General features: G+C 65.9%; 17 protein-coding genes. 5 read left to right on the top strand and 12 right to left on the bottom strand.

Annotated elements, in window-relative coordinates; translation table 11 throughout:
• Positions 1-217 (top strand): hypothetical protein (locus RT688_RS22395; protein ID WP_313707044.1); only part of this gene is annotated, 217 nt, incomplete at its 5' end.
• 245 nt (positions 218-462) lie between these two features.
• On the opposite strand, the gene RT688_RS22390 is transcribed toward RT688_RS22395, so the two are convergent.
• From RT688_RS22390 to RT688_RS22380, 3 genes are all read right to left on the bottom strand, one after another.
• Positions 463-2,352 carry an ABC transporter ATP-binding protein/permease gene (locus RT688_RS22390; RefSeq protein WP_313707043.1) on the bottom strand — a complete coding sequence of 630 codons (1,890 nt, stop codon included), beginning with the start codon at positions 2,350-2,352 and terminating at the stop codon, positions 463-465.
• Positions 2,353-2,683: 331 nt separating this feature from the next.
• The gene (locus tag RT688_RS22385) at positions 2,684-3,406 is read right to left on the bottom strand and encodes a TonB-dependent receptor domain-containing protein (RefSeq protein ID WP_313707042.1); all 723 of its coding nucleotides are present in this window, start codon (positions 3,404-3,406) and stop codon (positions 2,684-2,686) included.
• Positions 3,345-3,758 carry a TonB-dependent receptor plug domain-containing protein gene (locus RT688_RS22380; RefSeq protein WP_313707041.1) on the bottom strand — a complete coding sequence of 138 codons (414 nt, stop codon included), beginning with the start codon at positions 3,756-3,758 and terminating at the stop codon, positions 3,345-3,347. Before RT688_RS22380 ends, RT688_RS22385 begins: the two co-directional genes overlap by 62 nt.
• A gap of 205 nt (positions 3,759-3,963) precedes the next feature.
• Here RT688_RS22380 and RT688_RS22375 point away from each other — a divergent pair, with 205 nt between their 5' ends.
• Positions 3,964-5,169: a M48 family metalloprotease gene (locus tag RT688_RS22375; RefSeq protein WP_313707040.1), complete on the top strand. Its 1,206-nt coding sequence runs from the start codon at positions 3,964-3,966 to the stop codon at positions 5,167-5,169.
• A gap of 108 nt (positions 5,170-5,277) precedes the next feature.
• Here the strand turns inward: RT688_RS22375 and RT688_RS22370 are convergent, their stop codons facing one another.
• The 9 genes from RT688_RS22370 to RT688_RS22330 form a co-directional block, all read right to left on the bottom strand.
• Positions 5,278-6,057 carry a spermidine synthase gene (locus RT688_RS22370; RefSeq protein ID WP_313707039.1) on the bottom strand — a complete coding sequence of 260 codons (780 nt, stop codon included), beginning with the start codon at positions 6,055-6,057 and terminating at the stop codon, positions 5,278-5,280.
• Between the two features lie 52 nt (positions 6,058-6,109).
• Positions 6,110-7,429, bottom strand: coding sequence for a sensor histidine kinase (locus tag RT688_RS22365; RefSeq protein ID WP_313707038.1), 1,320 nt, complete (start codon positions 7,427-7,429; stop codon positions 6,110-6,112).
• 13 nt (positions 7,430-7,442) lie between these two features.
• Entirely contained in the window at positions 7,443-8,789 is a 1,347-nt protein-coding gene (locus RT688_RS22360; RefSeq protein ID WP_313707037.1) for a sigma-54 dependent transcriptional regulator, read from the bottom strand.
• A 42-nt stretch (positions 8,790-8,831) separates the two neighbouring features.
• The gene (locus RT688_RS22355) at positions 8,832-10,064 is read right to left on the bottom strand and encodes an FtsX-like permease family protein (protein ID WP_313707036.1); all 1,233 of its coding nucleotides are present in this window, start codon (positions 10,062-10,064) and stop codon (positions 8,832-8,834) included.
• Positions 10,065-10,078: 14 nt separating this feature from the next.
• Positions 10,079-11,389, bottom strand: coding sequence for an ABC transporter permease (locus RT688_RS22350; protein WP_313707035.1), 1,311 nt, complete (start codon positions 11,387-11,389; stop codon positions 10,079-10,081).
• Positions 11,390-11,399: 10 nt separating this feature from the next.
• Positions 11,400-12,116, bottom strand: a complete 717-nt coding sequence (locus RT688_RS22345; protein WP_313707034.1) for an ABC transporter ATP-binding protein — start codon at positions 12,114-12,116, stop codon at positions 11,400-11,402.
• A 33-nt stretch (positions 12,117-12,149) separates the two neighbouring features.
• Positions 12,150-13,415 carry an efflux RND transporter periplasmic adaptor subunit gene (locus tag RT688_RS22340; RefSeq protein ID WP_313707033.1) on the bottom strand — a complete coding sequence of 422 codons (1,266 nt, stop codon included), beginning with the start codon at positions 13,413-13,415 and terminating at the stop codon, positions 12,150-12,152.
• Positions 13,416-13,578: 163 nt separating this feature from the next.
• The gene (locus RT688_RS22335) at positions 13,579-14,790 is read right to left on the bottom strand and encodes a serine hydrolase (protein WP_313707032.1); all 1,212 of its coding nucleotides are present in this window, start codon (positions 14,788-14,790) and stop codon (positions 13,579-13,581) included.
• 372 nt (positions 14,791-15,162) lie between these two features.
• Positions 15,163-16,986: a phosphoethanolamine transferase gene (locus tag RT688_RS22330; RefSeq protein ID WP_313707031.1), complete on the bottom strand. Its 1,824-nt coding sequence runs from the start codon at positions 16,984-16,986 to the stop codon at positions 15,163-15,165.
• A 375-nt stretch (positions 16,987-17,361) separates the two neighbouring features.
• On the opposite strand from RT688_RS22330, the gene rpsL reads away from it, so the two are divergent.
• From rpsL to fusA, 3 genes are all read left to right on the top strand, one after another.
• Complete coding sequence (rpsL, locus tag RT688_RS22325) at positions 17,362-17,745, top strand: 30S ribosomal protein S12 (protein WP_312548341.1); 384 nt, start codon at positions 17,362-17,364, stop codon at positions 17,743-17,745.
• A 148-nt stretch (positions 17,746-17,893) separates the two neighbouring features.
• Positions 17,894-18,364 carry a 30S ribosomal protein S7 gene (gene rpsG, locus RT688_RS22320; protein WP_312548342.1) on the top strand — a complete coding sequence of 157 codons (471 nt, stop codon included), beginning with the start codon at positions 17,894-17,896 and terminating at the stop codon, positions 18,362-18,364.
• Positions 18,365-18,481: 117 nt separating this feature from the next.
• On the top strand, positions 18,482-20,587 hold the full coding sequence (gene fusA / locus RT688_RS22315; protein ID WP_312548343.1) for an elongation factor G: 2,106 nt from the start codon (positions 18,482-18,484) through the stop codon (positions 20,585-20,587).
• Positions 20,588-20,724 lie beyond the last annotated feature (137 nt).

The following is a 20,724-nucleotide window of genomic DNA, read 5'->3' as shown; positions in this document are numbered from 1 at the left end:
CAAAAACGGCCAGAATTATTCGTTAAACGCGTTTACGATCAAACAGGACTCGACATCTAACATCGTCGTCGGATGTCCGCTTTGGGTCGTAAGCGGACGCTACAATACGTCCGCTGTCGGCCAGGAGCAGACGCAGGAGAACAAGGAAACCAATGATTTATCTCGACTGTTCGGGGTTGCATTTTGGTTCGCAGCTCGACGAGAAGCATCTGTTTGAGTGGGCCTCGGAGATCCCCGGCGTCCTTCGGTGGGAGCAGGATACCTTGGTAGTCAGAACGAACCTGTCGCAGGCGTCCCTTAGAGAACTGTTAGCTTTGTTCAGTCGCTATCAAATCCCGATGGCTCAACTTGCTCAATTTCGAACGGCCAGGAACGAAGACTGGTTTGCCGCACCGCAGATGTATTGGCACAGTCGCATATTCGGTAAGCCCGCCCGCTGACAGCGCGGCTGAGCGCGCTCGCTCAGCGCGCCGCAGCCGCCATCGCAACCGCCGGCTGCACCAGCTGCAAGTTAGCAGCCCCGCCTCGCAAGGGTAGCGCCGTCTCGCCAAACTGATACGCCCCCGCCTCGTGCATCTCCCACGCGCCGTCTCCTGACAGGCGCAACACGTGGGTATGGTGGCGCAGCACGGCGGCGCGGTGCGCGATGCTGATCAGGGTGGTGCCGCTCTCGCGCAGGCGGGCATACAAGGACGCTTCGTTGCCGCTGTCGAGCGCGCTGGTCGCTTCGTCCAGGATCACGATATCCGGCTTATGCACCAGCACGCGGGCGAAAGCCAGGCGCTGTTGTTCGCCGACCGACAACAACTTTTCCCAATCGTGCACGGCATCGAGGCCGCCCATGCGCTCGGCCAGGCGCGGCAGCTGCACCTCTTCCAGGATGGCCAGCAGCTGCGCGTCGCTCAGGTCCGTATGCGCGCTGGGATACATGAGCTGGCTGCGCAGCGTGCCCGTTTGCAGGTAGGGCTGCTGCGGCAGGAAGAAGAAGTTCTCCTGGGGCGGATGATGGATCACGCCGCTGCCGGTATTCCACAGGCCCGCGATCGCGCGCAGCAGCGAACTCTTGCCGCAGCCGCTCTCGCCGGTGATGAGCAGCGCGTCACCCGGCTTCAGGCTCAGGTTCAGGTCCTTGATGAGCACCCGGTCCGATTGCGGCGGGTGCAGGGTCAGGGATTCCAAAGCCAGCTGCGCGCCCGGGCGCATCTGGATGCGCGGCTGCGTGCTTTCGGCGGCCTGCGCTGGCGCTGGCGGTTCCGGCAGCATCAGCCTGGACAGGGCCTGCAAGCGGTCGATGCCGGCCACGAAGCGGCTCAGGCTCTCGAAGTTGTCGACGATCAGTCCCACGGCGGCCAGCACGGCGGTGAATGCGCCTGCCGCCTGGACGGCCCGACCCACTTCCAGCTCCCCCGACAGGACGCCCTGGGCCAGGATCACGAAGGGCAGCACCAGGGTGAGCTGGCTGAAGGTGCGCTGGAACAGGTTGAGCGAGCACTGCTTGCGGATCAACTGGGCGAAATTCTGGATGACCTGCTCGAACTTGCCGTCGATGTGCGCGCGTTCCTGGGCTTCGCCACGGTAGAAGGCGATCGATTCGGCGTTTTCACGCAGGCGCATCAGGCTGAAGCGGAAGTCCGCCTCGCGCCGCAACTGCCGGAAGTTCAGCTGGATCAGCGGGTTGCCGTAGATGTAGAGGGCGACCACGGTGCCCGCCAGCGCGTACACGGCCAGCACGCCGACCAGCACCCGCGAGATCGACCACAGCACGGTGCTGAACGCCACCAGTTGCATGATCGAGCCCAGGAAGATCAGCAGGAAGTGGATGGAGCGCCCGGTAAACGTGTTGATGTCCTCGCTGATGCGCTGGTCGGGGTTGTCGATCTCGCTGTCGGCACGCAGGCGATAGTATTTGCGTCCTGTCAGGTAGCCGTCGAGGAAACGGCCGGTCAGCCAGCGCCGCCACTGGTTGGCGAAGCGGTCGCGCATGTAGTAGTAGAAGGCGTAGACCGGTATCGCGAAGGCCAGGACCAGCAGGCAGGCGCGCACCGAGGTCCAGAAGCGGTCGCCGTTCCTCGCCGCCAGCGCCGAGGTCATCTCGCCGGCCTGGTCGTTCAGCATGACCGCCAGCTTGGTCTCGACCAGCATCAGCGCGATCAGCAGCAGGAGCAGGGTCCAGGCCGTTCGTTTTTCCTCTCCCAGCCAGTACGGCTTCGCCACATTGACGAACTGCTTCCAGGCCGCGAGCGACAAGGGGGCGGCGCGGCGCGGCTTGTGCTGCGCCGCGGGAGTCTCTCCGGTTGCGGCGCCGGTGGCGGAGGCAGGCGCGACGGGCGGCGCGAGGGTAGGCGTAGTCATGGTCGTTCGGTATCGGTGATCGCCTGGGTTTCCAATGCCCGGCGCGAGCGATGTCGATGATCCCGAAGAATGTGCAGGAAAGCGTTCCGGAAGGCGTCCCGGAGCGCTGCATGCCCTCGCTCGTGCCGTCGTTCTATGGCCGGGCGCATCGTATTGCCCGAGCCGTACGCTCAGCATACGACTGCGCATGGGGCTGTTCCGTGCGAAAACGGACATAGCGCTCGCTGCTCTTTTTGAACAGTTCAGGGAGCTGTTCGGCAGGGACAGGCCCGGACCGGGAGGCCGGATCTGTCCCTGTTGAAGACGGCAGCGTCAGCGCTGCCGGTCCTGCTCAGAACGCGTACTCCGCCCGCGCATACATGGTCCGGCCATTGATCCCGAACGGGCAGGTTTCCCAGCAATGCGTGAAGCCCATCTGCGGGAAGGGCGCCGCGCGCTGCGGGTCCCAGCGGGTCGGATAAGTGTCGAACAGGTTGTTTACCCCGGCCGAGAAGCTCAAGGCCTTGCTGAGCGAATAGCGGCTGGAGAGGTCGAGCAGCCACTTCGCTTTCCAGGTCTGGACGAACGGCGCCGTGAAGCCCTGGCCCTGTACTTCGCCGTAGTAGTTGGCGCGCAGGTTGGCGTTCCAGGCGCCGCGCGAGAAGTCGGCCGCAACCACGTGGTGCTGGCACGGCTGGCCGCGCTCGATCAGCGTCACCTGGGCGTCGTCGAACAGCTGGGCGCCGGTGAGAACGGCCGACTGCGAATGGCGCGCCTTCACCTCCGTGCGGTTCAGGCCCAGCTGGCCGGACAGCACCAGCGTGCCGCCGGCGACGCCGCGCGTCGTGTGCTCAAGCACGACGTCCAGGCCGCGCGTCTCGGTGTCGATCGCGTTCGTGAAGAACTGGGCCTGGCCGACGCGCAACGGGTCGAGGATGGCGCGGATCGGGCAGGCCGCGGGCGTGGGGCAGGCGCCGCCCTCGGGGGCGATCGTGCTGGAGAAGACGATGCGATCAATGATGTCGGTGCGGTACAGGTCGGCCGTGATGCTGAAGTTGGCCGCCGGGCGCAGCACGATGCCGGCGCTTGCCGTTGACCAGCACCAGCAGCTGGTCCGGACCGAGGCCGCGCAGCGTCGCCGGGCGGATGATGTCGATGCCGTCGCTGATGAAGGTGGTGCTGAAGTTGAACGAGGGGTCGAGCTCCTGCAGGGCCTTGCCCAGTTCCAGGGCGCCGGTCGAGGCCAGGTCCTTGGCGCCCACCAGCCCCACCGGCACCGAGATGTCCAGGGCCGAGCGGGCGGCGCCGCGCGAGCCTACCACGACCATGGTCTGGGTGTCCGCGTCGCTCGTGGCGGCCGCAGCCGTTCCTGCCTGCGCGTGGGGAAAAGCGGCCAGCAGGGTGGGGTGGAGCGTCGGGTGGGTCATCGGATTCCTCTTTAACATTGACATTAACCAAGGAATCTTGCTCGCGGTAACTCCGCTGGACTTGAGTTACGACAATACCGGCCGGGGAATCGCTCATGTTGTGTCGAACCGGCAACAACTAGCTGAGCTGACTGTACATTTCCTTCCGACAATACTGTACAGTTGGTTGGTTGTAATTACAAACCGCCAATCGAAAGGTCAGGAAATGGATTTGGTTTACAAGAACGAGAAGACACTGTTCGTGCTGATGCTGGTGCTCTCGCTCCTCGTCTGGGCCGGACTGGTGCTGGGCCTCGGCTGGACCGTGCTGGGCTATGCCCTGATGTTCTTCCTGTTCTACTGCTTCGCGCAGTCGGCGCTGATTTCCTATATCAAGGGCACGGGCGTGCGCATCACCGCCGAGCAGTTTCCCGACCTCGACCGCCAGATCCTGGCCTGCTGCGCCAAGCTGGGCCTGGAGCGCGAGCCGGAGGCCTACCTGCTGCAGATGGGCGGCTCGCTGAACGCCTTCGCCACCCGCTTCCTCGGACGTGACTTCCTGGTGCTGTACACGGACGTGGTCGACGGCCTGCACGATAATCCGGATGCGCTGAATTTCTACATCGGCCACGAGATCGGCCACATCAAGCGCAAGCACCTGAGCTGGGCGACGGTGCTGTTGCCGGCCTCGGTGCTGCCGCTGGTCGGCGCCGCCTATTCGCGCGCCCGCGAGTACACCTGCGACCGCCACGGCCTGGCGGCGTGCGAGCAGCCGATCAACGCCGAATTCGGCATGGCCGCGCTGGCGGCCGGCGGCAAGCGCTGGCGCACCATGAACAAGAGCGCATACATCGAACAGTCGCGCGAGACCGAAGGCTTCTGGATGTCCTTCCACGAACTGGTCGGCGACTACCCCTGGCTGGTCAAGCGCATGGCTGCGGTGCGCGCCCTGGCCGCCGGGCAGGAAGTGCAACAGCCGCGCCGCCACTGGCTGGCCGCGCTGATGGCGCTGTTCGTGCCGCGCATGGGTGCCGGCGGCGCGGGCGGTGTCGTGGTGCTGGCGGCGATGGCGGGTATCCTGGCGGCGGTCGGTGTCCCGGCCTACCAGGCCTACCAGCAGAAGGCGGTGGTGGCCAGCGCCTATGCGGCCGGCCAGGACGCCAGCGCCAGGGTCGAGGCGTATCTCGTCGAACACGGCAGCATTCCGACGCTGGCCCAGGCCGGCGTGCAGGCCGGCGCCGGCGCTCCGGCGGTGCGCGAACTGGAAATCGACCCGAAGAACGCGACCTTGCGCGTATTGACCAGCATCGAAACGAAAGAGGGGGCCGGCGTGCTGGTGTTCGAGCCTTCGATGGACGAGGAGAAGAACATCTCCTGGGCCTGCAGCGCCGAGGGCATCATGCGGGATGCACTGCCCGAGGAATGTCGCTAGAGCACCTGAAAAACCTCCATGGCAGCGTTGCATTGTCTCGCCGTACGTTCGTACTGTCTTCGACAACGCTCCTTGCCCTGGAGGTTATGCAGGCGCTCTGGAAGTGACCTACTCCTGCTGGTCGCGCATCCACTCCTTCAGGCCGTTGACCCAGTCCTTGGCCGGCAGGTTGTAGCGCCGTTTGATCGCGCCGGCGCGCTCGTAGAGCACCGAGAAGTCGATCTCCGGCGCGTTCTTGAAGGCGAGGACGACGATGTTCGCGTCGTGCACCTCGGGCAGCCAGACCACGGCGTCGAACACCTCGCGCATCGCGTCCAGGTTCCTGTCGTAGCAGGAGATGTCGCCGAACACGTTGGTGGTCATGATGCCGTCCCGGCCCAGGCAATCGAAGCAGGCCTGGTAAAACTCCGGCGTATCGAGCACCGGCCCGCGCGCCTCCTCGTCGTACAGGTCGACCTGCAGCACGTCGACCTTGCCGTGGTTGGCCGGGTCGAGCACGAAGTCGAGGGCGTTCATCTCGCGCACGTCCAGGCGCGCGTCGTTCGGCGGCAGCTCGAACAGGGCGCGGCAGATCGCGATCACGTTCGGGTTCAGCTCGGCCGCCGTCACCGTCGCCTCGGGAAAGCGGCGATGGCAGAACTTGGTAAGCGCCGCGCTGCCCAGGCCCAGCTGCACGATGTGCCGGGGCGTGTCGAGGAACAGCATCCAGGCCATCATCATCTGCACGTAGGTCAGCTCGATCGCGTCCGGGCGCGCCAGGCGCATCGCGCCCTGTTCCCAGGAGGTACCCAGGTGCAGCGAGCGCACGCCGTCGAATTCGGTGATGGTGGCGGGGGGATGGCCCGGCTGGGCGAAACGGGGATCGAAAGGGGGAGGCTTGCTGGGCATGGCGGGATCGGCGGTGATGAAGGCCGATCTTACCAGAGCCGCCGGCGGCGCTTCAGTTGGCCGGCAGGATCAGCGTGACCGCCAGCCCGCCGCCCTCGCGGTTGGCCAGCAGCACGCGCCCGCCGTGCGCCTCGACGATCTCGCGCACCAGCGCCAGGCCCAGGCCGGTGCCGCTGCGCTTGGTCGAGTAGAAGGGCACCAGCGCGTTGGTCAACACCGCTTCGCTCATGCCGCTGCCGCGGTCGAACACGTCGATGCGCAGCATGTCCTGGACGCGCCGCACCTGCAGTTCCACGTCTTCCGGCCGCGAGCCCGATTCGTGCGCGTTCTTGAGCAGGTTGAGCAGGGCCTGCTCCATCTGCGCGGTGTCGACCTGCGCGGCTTCCTCGGGGAGCTCGCCGGCCACGCGGAAGGCGACCTGCGTTCCAAGGCGCGCCACCAGCGCCGGCCAGGGACAGCGCTGCAGGCGCGGCGAGGGCAGCTTGGCGAAGCGCGCGTAGCCGAGGATGAAGCTTTCCAGGTGACGGGTGCGCTCGCCGATGGTTTCCAGGATCTGCGGCAGGCGCTCGGTCTGGCCGCGCCGCACCAGCTCCGCGCCCGAGTGGGCCAGCGAAGCGAGCGGCGCCAGCGAGTTGTTCAGCTCATGGCTGATCACGCGGATCACCTTCTTCCAGGTGCGCACTTCCTGGCGCCGCAGCTCGGCCGTCAGGTGGCGCAGCAGCAGCAGCTCGTGGCGCCGGCCGTTCAGGCTGAAGTGGCTGCGCGCCAGGTGGTAGACCTCTTCCTCCTCGCCTTCGCCGGCGGTGAACAGGCCGTCGCCGCCGCGCGCCAGCGCTTCCTTCAGCGCGGGCGCGGCCTCGGCCAGCAGCTCGTCGAGGCGGTGGCCTTCGAGCTTGCGGCCGTCGGCCAGCAGCTGGCGCGCGGCCAGGTTGGCGTAGACCACGGCCGCGCCGCGCTGGGGCGCGTCGGCCAGCAGCAGCATCGCCACCGGCGTGTTCTGCACCATGGTGTCGAGCAGCAGCTCGCGCTGCACCAGGTCGCGGCGCTGCTCGCGCAGCACGTTGCCGAGCGCATTGTGGGCGGCGATCAGGTCGGCCAGCTCGTCGTTCTGCGGCCAGTGCAGGCTGAAGGAAAAGTCGCCGTCGCGGTAGCTCGTCACCGTGCCTTCCAGCGCCCGGAACAGCGACAGGATGGGTTGCACCTGCGAGCGCACGGTGATGATGGCGATCGGGACCACGCAGGCCAGGCAGAGCGCGAACACCAGCAGGGGGCGGCCGGGGAGGAAGTGATCGAGCGCGAGCGCGATCAGGATGCCGACCGCGAGCAGGGTGCCGACCAGGGCGGAGAAGCGGGTGACGAGGGAAAGGCGCATGGGGCGGCGCGGTTCAGGCGCCGCGGGCGATGCCGAGGCGCTCCATGCGCCGGTACAAGGCCTGGCGCGACAGGCCCAGCTCGGCCGCGGCCTGGGCGACCACGCCGCCGGCGCGCGCCAGCGCGCCCGCGATGGCCTCGCGGTCCGGTTCCGCGTCGGGTGCCTGCGCCGGAGACGACGCGGCCGCCGCCGGCAGCCCGAGGTCGGCCGCGCGGATCGACTCGCCCTGGGCCAGCAGGTTGGCGCGCGCCATCACGTTCTTCAGCTCGCGCACGTTGCCGGGCCAGGCGTGGGCCAGCAGCGCGCTTTCGGCGCCGCGGTCCAGGCGCTTGCCCGGCGCCAGGAAGCCGTTCGCCAGGGGCAGGATGTCGCCCGGGCGCGCCGCCAGCGGCGGCAAACGCAGTTCGATCACGTTCAGGCGGTAGAACAGGTCTTCGCGGAAGGTCCCGTTGCGGATCATCGCCGCCAGGTCGGCGTTGGTGGCGCTGATCACGCGTACCCTGACCTGGCGCTCGCGGTTCGAGCCGAGCCGCTCGAAGCGCCCGGTTTCCAGCACGCGCAGCAGTTTCATCTGCCCGGCCAGCGGCAGGTTGCCGATCTCGTCCAGGAACAGGGTGCCGCCGTCGGCCGCCTCGAACTTGCCCTCGCGCGCTTTCGAGGCGCCGGTATACGCGCCGGCGTCGGCGCCGAACAGCTCGGCCTCGATCAGTTCGGAAGGCAGGGCGCCGCAGTTCAGCACCACGAAAGGGCCATCTTTTACCTGCGAGTTCGCCTGGATGATCTCGGCGATGCGCTCCTTGCCGGTGCCGTTCGGGCCGGTGATCAGGACCGGCACGTCGGCGCGCGCCACCTGGCAGGCCAGCTGCAGCACGCGCTCGGTGGCCGGGTCGGCCCAGACCAGGCCGCGCAGGTCGTATTGCGCCTCCAGTTCGCGCCGCTCGCGCCGTTCGCGCCCGACGCGCTGCAGCAGGGCGCGGTTGGCCTGCCCCAGTTCGACCAGGTTGGTCACGGTCGCCAGCAGGCGCTCGTCGTTCCAGGGCTTGGGCAGGTAGTCGGCGGCGCCGGCTTTCACCAGGTCGACCGCCGCGTCGAGGTGGGTCCAGGCGGTGAGCAGGATCACCGGCAGGTCCGGATACAGCGCGCGGATGCGGCGAAACAGCGCCACGCCTTCCTCGCCCGAGGTGGTCTCGAGCGTGAAGTTCATGTCCTGGATCACCAGGTCGACCGGTTCGCGGGCCAGGACCGCCAGTCCCTCCTCGGGAGAAGCCGCGTGCAGCGCCGCGATGTCGTGCAGCGAGAACAGCACGTCGAGGGCGACGCCGACGGCGGCGTTGTCGTCAATGATGAGTACGGTAGGCATGGCCGCTAGCATAGCATTGGCGGATTTATATCAGGTACTGCATCAGGTACTGCGGGTGGCCAGCGCCGGCGAGGTGCTGGCCGCGCGCCAGGCCGGTCCGTACACGGCCAGCACGCCGAGCGCCCACAACAGGATGGCGCCGCCGCCGAGGTAGCCGAGCGGCAGGCGCGCCATCTCCAGCTTGCTCACCAGGAGCTGGTTCAGGCCGACGCCGAGCAGCACGCCGCCGAACACGCCGGCGCTGGTGATCAAAAAATTCTCGGTCAGGAAGTAGCGCAGGATGTCGACCTTGCGGGCGCCGAGCGCGCGCCGTACGCCGATCTGCTTGCGCCGCTGCGTGACCCAGAGGCTGGCCATGCCGACGATGCCGCTGGCGGTGATCAGGAGCAGCAGCACGCTGACCGTCACCAGCATCCACGACAGCGCCATGTCGGCGCGGTAGCGCGACTTGCGCAAGCCCTCGACGGTGCGGGTCTCGAGGATGACCGGCGTGGCGGAGGCCTTGCGCAGGGCTGCCTCGGCTTCGCGGATCACGCGGTCGCGTTGCCCCGGTTCGGCGCGGATGGTGAAGGTATAGGCCTGGTTGCTGCCGTACAGGCGCACCGGTGCGATGCTCGAGAGCTCGCCGCGCGCGCTGACCTCGGCGCCATGGCTCTGCAGGCGCTCGACCACGCCGACCACCCGCACCTCCATCGCGCCTTCGCCGGTGCCGAAGTACATGATCCTGCCGACCGCGCTCTGGCCCGGCCACAGCTTCTCGGCCAGTGCCTTCGACAGGATCACCACGTGCGGCACGTCGTTCTTGTTGATGTCGATGTCCTGGGCTTCGCCGGGCAGGAAGTCGCGCCCTTCGACGATTTTGAGGCCCCAGGCCTTGACCAGGGAATCGGGCGAGAAGTAGGCCGAGGAGGGCGAGGACTCGTCGGTCTGCCGGCGGTCGAGCGCGACGCTGTTGTTCCAGCCCGACTGCGACATCGGCACCTGGTTGACCTGGGCGACGGCGGCGACGCCCGGCACCGCGCGCAGCAGCTCGGCTTCGCGCTTCTGCCGGGCCAGCTGCTGTTCCGGGCTGTCGCTGGACAGGTGGCTGACGTCGATCTTGAACACCGCCGTTTCGTCGGCGATGCCGCTGGGGCGGGCGGCGGCGGCGCGGCGTTCGCTCACGATGTGCACGGCATTGGCCAGGATCGCCAGGCTGAGCGCGACCTGCAGCGCGACCAGGATCGCGCCGGTCTTGTTGCGCAGGAGCGCGGAGAGGATGGGACGGATTTCCATGATGGTCTCGCTCCTTATTGCGACTTGAGTTGGATCGCCGGCGTCACCTGGCAGGCGCGCCAGGTCGGGAACAGCCCGGCCAGCACCGCGGCCAGCACCGACAACAGGAAGGTGAAGGCCAGCATGGTCAGGTCCATGCGCGCCACCGCGGCGGCTTCGCGGTTCTGCATGCCGATCAGGGCCAGGGCGCCAAAGGCCAGCAGCAGCCCGAGCAGGCCGCCGGCCAGGCCGATGACGGCGCTCTCGGTGAGGAACTGGCGGAAGATCTCGCGGCGCGAGGCGCCCAGGGCGCGGCGGATGCCCACTTCGCTGGCGCGCACCGAGAACTTCGCCAGCAGCAGTCCGATGGTGTTGACCAGGCACAGGGCCAGGAAGCCGAAGGCCAGCCAGGCCGACAGTTTATTGTCCTTGCCGACCACCTTCTCGTGCTCCATCCACTGGTTGACGTCGTACAGCTCGGCCGGCGTGCCGCGGCGCATGCGGCCGAGCTTGCGCTGCTCGGCGGCGTAGCCGTTCAAATAATCGTGCAGCGCGCCGCGCTCGGCGCTCGATGCGGTCTCGAACCAGAACTGCAGCCAGGTGCATTCCGAGCGCATGATGCCCTGGAAGCCGGGCTCCGGACGCGCGCTGCAGCTCATGCCGCCGTTGCGCGAGGCTTCCAGGCGCACGGCGGTGGCGAGCGGGATGAAGATCTCTTCGCGCACGCCGAAGTAGTCGCCGCCGACCAGCTTGTAGTAGCGCGGCTGCGGCTCCCAGTCGTCGACCACGCCGACGATGGTGAAGGGCTGGCCCATCACGTTCAGGCGCTGGCCGACCGGGCTGGCCGCGCCGAACAGCTTCTCCGCCACCTGGCGCCCGAGGATGGCGACACTGGCGCCGCGCGCGTCGTCGGCTTCGCTCCAGGGCTGGCCGTGCAGGAAGGGCACCTCGAACATGGCGAAGAAGTCGCGCGTCGGCGCAATGCCCGGCGCGGTGAAGGCGCCGATGTCCTTGCGCAGCGGCTCGACCGAGGGCGCGATGCCGTACAGCGCGGTGCGGCGCACGCCCTGGCCGCTCTTCAGGAGGTTCATCGCATCGATGTAGGTCACCTGCTGCTCGTCCGACGGCGTGCCGGGCACGTAGCCTTCGGCCGGCTGGACGTCGAAGATCGGCACGAACAGGCGGTCGCTCTTGTGCGGGATCGGGTCACCCGACATCATGTGCAGGATGGTCAGGGTCGAGACGCTGGCCGCCACGCCGACGGCCAGGGTCAGCACCATCAGGGCGGTCAGCGCCGGGTTGCGGCGCAGGCTGCGCACGCCGAGCTTGATGTAGTAGGCGAACATGGGGCGCTCCTCAGACCGCGGCCTGGACGTTGCGCTCGCCGGCCAGCGTCGGTCCCTTGCGCACCAGGTCCGACACCTGGCCGTCGATGATGTGCACGTTGCGGTGGGTGCGCACGGCCAGCTCCGGGTCGTGGGTGACCATCAGGATGGTGGTGCCGGCGGCGTTGATCTCTTCCAGCAGTTCCATCACGCCGCGCGCCATCTGCGTGTCCAGGTTGCCGGTCGGTTCGTCGGCCAGCAGCAGTTTCGGCGAGCCGGCCAGCGCGCGCGCGATCGCCACGCGCTGCTGCTGGCCGCCCGACAGCTCGGCCGGGAAGTGCTTCATGCGCGAGGCCAGGCCGACCTTCGCCAGCGCGTCCTCGATGCGTTCCTTGCGCTCGGCCTTGTTGAAGCCGCGGTAGCGCAGCGGCACGTCGACGTTGTCGAACAGGTTCAGGTCCGGGATCAGATTGAAACCCTGGAAGATGAAGCCGAGCTTCTCGTTGCGCAGGCGCGAGCGCGCATTGTCGTCCATGCCCTTCACGTTCACGCCGTCGAGGATGTACTCGCCGCTGGTGAATTCCTCGAGCAGGCCGGCGATGTTCAGGAAGCTGGTCTTGCCCGAGCCCGAGGGGCCGGTGACGGTCACGAATTCGCCCTGGTTGACCTGGATCTCGAAGCCGCGCAGCGCGTGGGTCTCGATCATGTGGGTGCGGTACACCTTGGAGAGGTTGGTCATGCGCAGCATGGGATGTCCTTTCAAGAGGTTCTGGTTCTGTTGTCAGTCGATGGAGACGCTCGCCGCGTTCTCGAAGGCGTCGGTGCCGGCGACGACGATCCTGTCGCCGCTCTTCAGGCCGGACAGGATCTCGACCGCCGAGACGCTGGTGGCGCCGATCCGGATCGGCGTGCGCACCGCCACGCCGTCGCGCACCACGTAGGCGAAGCGTCCGCCCTCACTCTCGACGAAGGGGCCGCGCGCCACCATCAGCACGTTCGGTTTCTCTTCGATCAGCAGGCGCGCGGTGACGCGCTGGCTCTGGCGCAGGCCTTGCGGCTGTTCGCCGTCGAAGCGCACCCGCGCCAGCACCTGGTTCTTGACCACTTCGGGCGAGAGCGCGGTCAGCTTGCCGGTCGCCGTGCCGGCGGGCAGGGCGATCTCGGCGTTCATGCCCAGGCCGAGGTCGGACACGTAGGTCTCGGGCACCTCGAGTTCGACCTCCAGGCGCGACAGGTCGACCAGGGTCATCAGGGGTGCGTTGGCGGCGACCATCATGCGGTTCTGGACGTTGAGGGTGCCGATGAAGCCGTCCACCGGCGCGCGCACGGTCAGTTCGTCGACGCGGCGCTGGGCGTTGGCCATGGCCAGGCGCGCGCGCTCCATCTCGCCGGTCTTGGTGCGGATCGCCAGCGCCACGTCGTCGCCTTCCAGGTTCGCGGCCTGGGCGGCGTGGCGGGCGCGGATCTGGGCCGAGTTCAGCGCGTCCTTCGCCTTCTGGTAGTCGATCTTGGCGATGATGCCGACCTGGCCCACGCTGTCGTAGCGCTCCAGCGTGCGCTGGGCCGACAGGCGCTCGATCTCGGCGGTATCGGCTTCGCGCTGGGCCAGCAGTTTCTGCTTGCGCGACAGGATCTGCTGGCGCGCCACCTCGGCCTTCAGTTGTTCGTAGGTCGACTGTTCGCGCTTGAGGGCGTCGGACAGGTCGGGCGACTCGAGCACGGCGAGCACGTCGCCCTTTTTGACGGTGTCGCCGGCGGCGACCTTCAGGTTGACGATTGCCGGCGCGGTGGCGAACAGGGTCGGGCTGACGGCGGCGACCACGCGGCCGTTGACCGAGGCGTCGCGCACCAGGGTGCCGCGGCCGACTTCGGCGATGCGCAGGCGGCTGGCGCTGACCGAGCGCTCGCTGGCGCTCCAGTTCGAGAGCAGGAAGACGGCCAGCGCGGCCAGGGCGACGGCGCCGCCGGCCAGCAGGGCGCGGCGCTTGGCCTTCTGCGCCGGCGGCGGGGTGAGCAGGGCGTCTTGCAGGGATGTATCGCGGATCATGGGGTGTCCAGTAACGACGTTGGTGCTGTCGTTATTGCACGATCCGTGCCAAGCGCTAAGTGCTTGATTTTATAAGGAACGGACAGTGCGGACAGGGTGTCCGCACTGTCCGTCCGGCGTGGTCCGTACGTACGCGGACACAGCCGCGGGCGGCCCGGACGGGCTAGTTGGCGCCGTCTTTTCCTGCGCCCTGCATCAGGAATCTGGCCAGCGCGTGATAAGCGGGCAGCGAGGTCGGATCGTTCGCCGTGTTCCCCGCCGTCGGATGGCTGGCGAAGCGCGCGATGACCATTTCCGCCTTCGGATCGATGTACAGCGCCTGGCCATGCACGCCGCGCGCCATGAAGGCGCCATGCGCGTTGTGGGTCACCCACCACATGCTGCGGTAGGTCCAGCCGTCGAGCAATGTGTAGCCCGCCTTGGCGAAGTCGTCGCGCTTGCCGCCCTTGCGGATATCCTGGATCGCCGCCCTGGGGACGATCTGCTGTCCGTTGTAGCGTCCCTCGTTGCGGATCATCTCGCCGAAGCGCGCCAGGTCGCGCAGCCCGGTATTGAGCCCGCCGCCCGCGAACGGCGTGCCGATGGAGTCGACCGACATGTAGGCGTCCTGTTCGGCGCCCAGCCGGCTCCAGATGCGCTCCGAGAGCAGTTGCGCCACCGAACGCCCGCTCACGCGCGCGAGGACCCAGCCGAGGGCGTCGGTATTGGCGGTGCGGTAGTGGAAGGCCTCGCCGTGCACGCCTTCCGGCTGCACGGTCTGCAGGAATTCGTAGTAGGAGCGCGGGCCGCTGTAGTCCTTCGGCTTCGGCAAGGGGTTGCCGGCGGCGGCGTGCATCCAGACCTCGGCCTTGGGATCGGCGTAGTCCTCGCTGAACTTGATCCCGGTCGTCATGTCCATGAGCTGGCGCACGGTCGCATTGCCAAAGGCCGAGCGTCCCAGTTCCGGGACATATTCCACAACCTTGCGCCCGGGGTCGAGCGTCCCCTCGGCCACCATCATCGCGGCCAGGGTGCCGATGAAGGTCTTGGTAACCGACATGGCGCCATGCTGGCCTTCCGGCTTGAGCACGCCGAAGTAGCGCTCGTAGACCACGCGCCCCTGGTGCAGCACGACGATGCCATCGGTGTAGTTGGCCAGCAGCGCATCCTGCCAGGTCATCGGTTTGCCGCCGCCCAGGGGCTGGAAGGTGAGGCCATCGATATCGTCGCGCAGGGACCGCTTGAGCGCCGCCGGCGCTTCCAGTCCGCGCGACACGTTCACGGTCGGCATCAGCTGCCTGAAGTTCGACACGCTCCAGCGTAAAGCGGGAAAGCGAAAGTAACTGCCGTCGTCGAAGCGCAGGATGCGGTCGGGCGGCGGCGGAGAGCCGACCATCCAGCCGAGCCGGGCTGGGTCGGAAGCAACCGCGTCAGGGAATTGTTCAGCGCCGTGCCCGAGCCCGGGGAGGAGGATTGCCACTAACACTGCAGGGATGACACAGGGCGTCGATCTGCGATTCATGTTCCAGCCTCCGTCTGATGCTGATGATCAAAGGGTTCTTGGGCGCTGCCGGCAGCGTCCGGATTATTTCGCTGCGTGGCCAATGTAGCGCATTCCGGCGAGGCGGCGCGCGCCGTCGGGGCTGTTGCCTGTGATGTTATCGGTCTGCATGATCCGCGTGGCCTCTCGTGCCCACGCGGATTCAACACACCACGAAAGGAACAGGCAACAGCCCCACGAGGCCCGCACAACCGTGCTGGCGCACACTCACCTACGCGGCAGCGGCGTCCCCTTGTCGATCACCTCGCGGCAATCTCCCTTGAAGCGCGCATTGTCGTAGTCGGCCCAGCCGTAGCTGTCGACGTAGCGCTTGTGGCGCTTCAGCTTGTCGCTGGCGATGCTGCGCTCGAGGCGTTCGTCGGGATAGCGGATGTCGCCCAGGTCGACCAGGGTGTGGAACACGTTTTCGGTCGACAGGCGCGCCTTGCGGTGGCGCCGGACCTGCTCCACCTTGCCGGGGAAGCGCTCGCCGTACAGGTCCGAATACCAGACGAAGGCCGGCACGTGGAATTCGTACTGGGTGTTGTGGCCGTGGAAGGCGAGCTTGCAGGACTTGTCGTACAGCGTCTGGCCGTGGTCGGCCACGTACATCAGCGTCGCCGCCTTGTCGGGCGACTTCAGCTTGCCGATCACCTGGGCCAGGAACCAGTCGGTGTACAGGATCGCGTTGTCGTAGCTGTTGCTCAGCAGCGGTTCGATCGCGTCGTCGGTGACGACCGGCTTGTCGACGCCGCGCAGCGAGGGCGTCCACTTGTCGAAGCGGGCCGGATAGCGGTGCGCGTAGTTCCAGTGGCTGCCGAGCGTGTGCAGGACGATCAGCTTTTTCGGGGCCGGATCCGCCAGCGCCCGCGCGAAGGGCTCGAACAGCACCTCGTCCAGGTTCGAGCGGGTGGTGAAGCCGCCCAGGTTCAGGAACTCGACCCGGTCGGCCTCCTTGGCGAACACCGACACCGGCGTGTCGAACTTGCCGAACGAGATCTGGTTCGACAGCCAGAAGGTTTTATAGCCGGCCTCCTTGAACGCGGTCAGGAAGGATTTTTCGTTGAAGCCGTCCTTCAGGCTCTGCATCGCGGGCTTGCGCGAGATGATGACCGGCACCGACAGGCGCGTCGCCGACACCGAGGTGATCAGGTCCTGCAGCGGCACCAGGTTCTGTTCCTGCTCGAGCAGGGGATTGGTCTGGCGCGCATAGCCGTTGATGCTCCAGCGGTCGTAGCGCGCCGATTCGCCCAGCACCATCACCAGCACGTCCGGCGTTTTGTCCGGGTCGGCCTGGCGCGCGTCGAAGCGGAAGGCGGCGCTGCGCCCGTTCAGCTCGGCGAGATAGACCCGCTCCTTGTAGAAGTCGACGCCGCGCGCGACCAGGCCGAAGGGCCAGGAGCGCGCAAAGGCGTCGAGCTCGACCGGCAGCCGCGCCCAGTGCGGCAGGCGGGGAAGGGCGGCCGGCCGCGCAGCCGGCGCGGGCGTGGCCTTGCCGGCCGCGACCAGGTGGACCTGGGCCGACCGCGCGCGCGCGGCCGGGACGGGTTCGGGCGCGATGCCGTACTTCTTGCCGTAGGCGAACACCGCGGCGGCCAGGGCCAGCACGGCCAGCACCACCCAGCGCGAGCGGTCGTTCCAGTCGAGTTCGCGGGTGCGCAGCGCGGCGCGCCAGCTGCTGGCCCACCAGGCCAGCACGCCCGCCAGCGCCGCCCCTGCCAGCCAGACCTTGCTGCCCATGAATTCCAGCGCCTCGGCCGGGCTGGTCTCGGCGATGATGCCCAGGTGGTGGGTGGAGATGCCCTGGCCGTAGTAAACGTACAGGTAGAGTTCGGTCGGCAGGGCCAGGAAGGCCGGCAGCAGCAATGGGTGGAACCAGGCCGGGCGCTTGAACAGGGCCCAGGCGGCGATCCAGGCGATGACTTCGACGCCCAGCACCTGGCCGGGGCGCGGCACCGGCAAGCCCACCAGCAGCGGAAAGAAGGGCATCGCCGACAGCACCAGGTAGGTCAGCACGAGATACAGGTGGGCGGGACGCGGCAGCGGGCGCATGGAAACGAACGGCAGGGAAAAGTCGGCTATTATCCGATCTTTATCGCCGGAAAGGCTATTCCTGGCCCGGAAGTGTGCAATCGTGCGCGGCGCCGCTTGTATCCGGGCCGCCACAGATCGCCCGGCCGACCGTCCTTCCGGCCCAACACTGCCTACGCGGCAAGCAAATCGGTTGACCGCCCTTTGCGAGAAGTCTATACTCGCGAGTTCTCGAATTTATTCTGCACATCGTATACGCACTCGCTGCCGCTCATCCGCTGAGTGGCTTTCGTCGCCTCCGCTGTCAGTCTTGAGTCGGGACTAGGTTTCAGTCCCCGGGCCGCGCTGTATCTGGTCCGGGTCATCAACGGTAGTAACTTTGTTGGATTAGGAACGATGCCAACCATCAATCAACTGATTCGCAAGCCGCGCATTGCTGCGGTTGTGAAGAGCAAGTCGCCGGCACTTGAAAACTGCCCGCAAAAGCGCGGTGTGTGCACCCGTGTTTACACCACCACCCCGAAGAAGCCGAACTCGGCACTGCGTAAAGTCGCCAAAGTGCGCCTGACCAACGGTTTCGAAGTCATTTCGTACATCGGCGGTGAAGGCCACAACCTGCAAGAACACTCGGTCGTGCTGCTGCGCGGCGGTCGTGTGAAAGACTTGCCGGGTGTGCGTTACCACATGGTCCGCGGTGCACTGGATACCCAGGGCGTGAAAGACCGTAAGCAAGCTCGCTCGAAGTACGGCGCGAAGCGTGCCAAGGCTGCGAAGAAGTAATTTTTTTCGTCGGTCACACGGTCTCGACACATCGAGGTCACATTAAAAAGTTAAGTTGAGCCGGCCGGAAGGCCGAGTAAGTGAAAGATCATGAGGGTCTTTCGCGAGTGCGGTTCAAGCACTCAACTGAAGATAGGAAGGAATTGAAATGCCACGTCGTCGTGAAGTACCCAAGCGCGAGATTCTGCCGGATCCAAAATTCGGCAACACCGATGTCGCCAAGTTCGTCAACGTTCTGATGCTGTCCGGCAAGAAGTCGGTCGCTGAAAACATCATCTACGGTGCGTTTGAATACATCCAGACCAAATCGGGCAAGGACCCGCTGGAAGTGTTCGCGGCCGCGATCAACAACTGCAAGCCGATGGTCGAGGTGAAATCCCGCCGTGTCGGCGGCGCCAACTACCAGGTGCCAGTGGAAGTTCGTCCGGTCCGTCGTATGGCGCTGTCCATGCGTTGGTTGCGCGAAGCCGCAAACAAGCGCAGCGAAAAATCCATGCCACAACGCCTGGGTGGTGAACTGATGGAAGCGGCTGAAATGCGCGGTGGCGCAATGAAGCGCCGTGACGAAGTGCACCGCATGGCAGAAGCGAACAAGGCGTTCTCGCACTTCCGCTTCTAAGCACAGGGCCAAACCCTTCAGGGGGCGCGGCCAACGCAGTATTCGTTGTTCAGGCCGGGCACATTTTGACTCCAAGATGCCGCCCGGTTTTGTCCATTCAAAGATTTAGGAAAAATTATGGCACGCAAGACCCCCATTGAGCGCTACCGCAATATCGGTATTTCCGCTCACATCGATGCTGGTAAGACCACCACCACCGAACGCGTCCTGTTCTACACGGGCGTGAACCACAAGCTGGGCGAAGTGCACGACGGCGCCGCCACCATGGACTGGATGGAGCAGGAGCAGGAACGCGGCATTACCATTACCTCGGCAGCGACGACCTGCTACTGGAGCGGTATGGCCAAGAACTTCCAGCCTCACCACATCAACATCATCGACACCCCGGGCCACGTTGACTTCACCATTGAAGTCGAGCGTTCGATGCGCGTGCTCGACGGCGCTTGCATGGTTTACTGTGCAGTCGGTGGCGTGCAGCCACAGTCGGAAACCGTGTGGCGTCAAGCTAACAAGTACAAAGTCCCACGTCTGGCATTCGTCAACAAGATGGACCGTACCGGTGCGAACTTCTTCAAAGTGTACGAACAGATGCGCGCACGCCTGAAGGCGAACCCAATCCCGGTCGTGATCCCAATCGGCGCGGAAGAGAACTTCCAAGGCGTAGTCGATCTGGTCAAGATGAAAGCAATCATCTGGGACGAGGCTTCGCAAGGCATGAAATTCGAATACGCTGACATCCCGGAGCACCTGGTTGAGCAGGCGAACGAATGGCGTGAAAAACTGGTCGAGACCGCTGCTGAAGCGAACGAAGACCTGATGAACAAGTACCTGGAAGAAGGCGATCTGTCGGAAGAAGAGATCAAGACCGCCCTGCGCCAGCGCACCATCGCATCGGAAATCGTGCCGATGTTGTGCGGTACCGCGTTCAAGAACAAGGGCGTGCAAGCCATGCTCGACGCCGTGATCGAATACCTGCCATCGCCAGTCGACATCCCGCCAGTGGCAGGTACCGATGAAGACGACCAGCCGGTCACCCGTAAGGCTGACGATAACGAGAAGTTCTCGGCACTGGCGTTCAAGATCATGACCGACCCGTTCGTCGGCCAGCTGATCTTCTTCCGCGTATACTCGGGCATGATCAATTCGGGCGATACCGTCTACAACCCGATCAAGGGCAAGAAAGAACGCCTGGGTCGTATTCTGCAGATGCACGCCAACCAGCGCGAAGAAATCAAGGAAGTCCGCGCCGGCGACATCGCCGCTGCAGTCGGCCTGAAAGAAGCGACCACGGGCGAAACCCTGTGCGATCCTTCGGCTGTCATCACCCTGGAAAAGATGGTGTTCCCGGAGCCGGTCATTCAGCAGGCTGTCGAGCCGAAGACCAAGGCCGACCAGGAAAAAATGGGCCTGGCGCTGAACCGCCTGGCACAGGAAGATCCGTCGTTCCGCGTGCGTACCGACGAAGAATCGGGCCAGACCATCATCGGTGGTATGGGCGAGCTGCACCTGGAGATTATCGTTGACCGCATGAAGCGCGAGTTTGGCGTGGAAGCAACCGTCGGCAAGCCGCAGGTTGCCTACCGCGAAACCATCCGCAAGGCAGTCACCGACGTCGAAGGCAAGTTCGTCAAGCAGTCGGGCGGCCGCGGCCAGTACGGTCACGCTGTCCTGACCATCGAACCGCAAGAGCCGGGCAAGGGCTTCGAGTTCGTCGACGCCATCAAGGGCGGTGTCATTCCTCGCGAATACATCCCGGCAGTCGAGAAGGGTGTGCGCGAAACCCTGACCACCGGTGTCCTGGCTGGCTACCCGGTCGTTGACGTGAAAGTCACCGTGACCTTCGGTTCGTACCACGACGTCGACTCGAACGAGAACGCGTTCCGTATGGCCGGTTCGATGGCATTCAAGGAAGGCTGCCGTAAAGCGTCGCCGGTCATCCTCGAGCCGATGATGGCCGTGGAAGTGGAAACGCCGGAAGACTACGCCGGTTCCGTGATGGGCGACCTGTCGTCCCGCCGCGGCATGGTGCAGGGCATGGACGAAATCCCGGGCGGCGGCGGCAAGATCATCAAGGCCGAAGTTCCGCTGTCGGAAATGTTTGGTTACTCGACCTCGCTGCGTTCGGCGACCCAGGGCCGTGCAACCTACACGATGGAATTCAAGCACTACTCGGAAGCGCCGAAGCACGTCATCGACGCAATCGTGACCGCCAAGGCCAAGTAATAAAACATGATGGCTGCGGCACTCAGGCGCCGCAGCTACAATAACAACACAGTAAAAAAGTTGTTCTTTTAAAGGAAGATCAAAATGGCAAAAGGTAAATTCGAACGGACCAAGCCGCACGTCAACGTCGGCACCAT

It is taken from the genome of Massilia sp. (genome assembly GCF_032106685.1).
Lineage (GTDB): Bacteria > Pseudomonadota > Gammaproteobacteria > Burkholderiales > Burkholderiaceae_D > Telluria.
This window is presented reverse-complemented; position numbering and strand designations above follow the sequence as displayed.